At 33.4% G+C, this 1,125-nt stretch carries 1 protein-coding gene; it reads left to right on the forward strand.

Features of this window, described 5'->3' with window-relative positions; translation table 11 throughout:
• Positions 1–222 precede the first annotated feature (222 nt).
• A partial coding sequence (locus tag A9G30_RS05090) for a hypothetical protein (RefSeq protein ID WP_141672005.1) occupies positions 223–1,125 on the forward strand: 903 nt, incomplete at its 3' end.

A 1,125-nucleotide genomic window follows, 5' to 3' on the forward strand; every position in this document is an offset into this window, starting at 1 on the left:
ATATACCATTCTTAACAAAACTTTACAAAAAAGTTGATAACATACAGTGCATTTTCATCTAAAATAGGGTTATTTTATTTATGTAATGTGCTATAAATTTTGATTGCTTGTTAGATTAAGCTAACTATTTATATTATATAAAAATTAAAAATAAGTATGAGGAATGATAATAATATGGTAAAATACAACTTGAAACCGAGCACCGAGCATTTTCGCTAACTATTGATAGTCAGTACTCAGTACTCAGTACTTGATTCAAACTTTTGGCATTTAGTTTTATCTTCTTTTAATTTTACCTTCTTCCCATTTAAACCTGATTTTATAACCAAAATAACGGCACTTACAGCTTGCTTAAAGCCCAAACTAACTAAAATAAGTTTGGTTTTATTATCTCAATTGGCAATAGTAAGCTCATCTCATGCCATATTAACCGCTACCACAACTAGCGTTATTACAGGCAATGCGCCAGAGGTCATAGCGTTATCCAGTGCAGATAAGCAAGGTTTTACGGTTAACGGCGTTTTTTATAGTGAGGCAAATGGTAATATAAAAGCGGGTGAAATTAAGGAATTTGATGGTAATTTAACGTTTAATGACTTTATTATTTCAAAATATGATTCCAAGAATTTGGATAAAGTGAAAAATTATCGTGATATTGATGGTGATAATGCCGACCCAAGCGCTCCGTTTAAATTAGAAACGACCTATTATTGGTGGTATGACAATACAGGAAAACAGATAGAGGGTGATGATAAGAAAAAAATTATAGGTTGTGGAAGTGGTTTTTCAATGCCATTAAAACTCATAATTAAAACCAATGTCAAAGCATATTCGGCGTATGGGATCCCAAAAGAAAGTGAACCTATTACTCTAACCAAAACGTATCAAATAGCGCCTAGAACACAAATTTGCTATGCTAAACCTTATTCTTTAGAAAAAAAACCAGAGCATCAATGGGATGGAGTGGATGATATTGGGCGCTATTTTTGGAATGATCCAAACTATGCACAACGCAATTCTGCGGGCGGAGGTTATACTCAAGATTATGTGCCAAATTATGGTTTTAAAGCTAAACCAACTGTGTCATCAAGCACTTTTCCCACAACAGGCTTTCCTGGTGCTAAA

The organism is Gilliamella sp. Fer4-1 (assembly GCF_001690515.1).
Classification (GTDB): Bacteria; Pseudomonadota; Gammaproteobacteria; order Enterobacterales; family Orbaceae; genus Gilliamella; species Gilliamella apicola_C.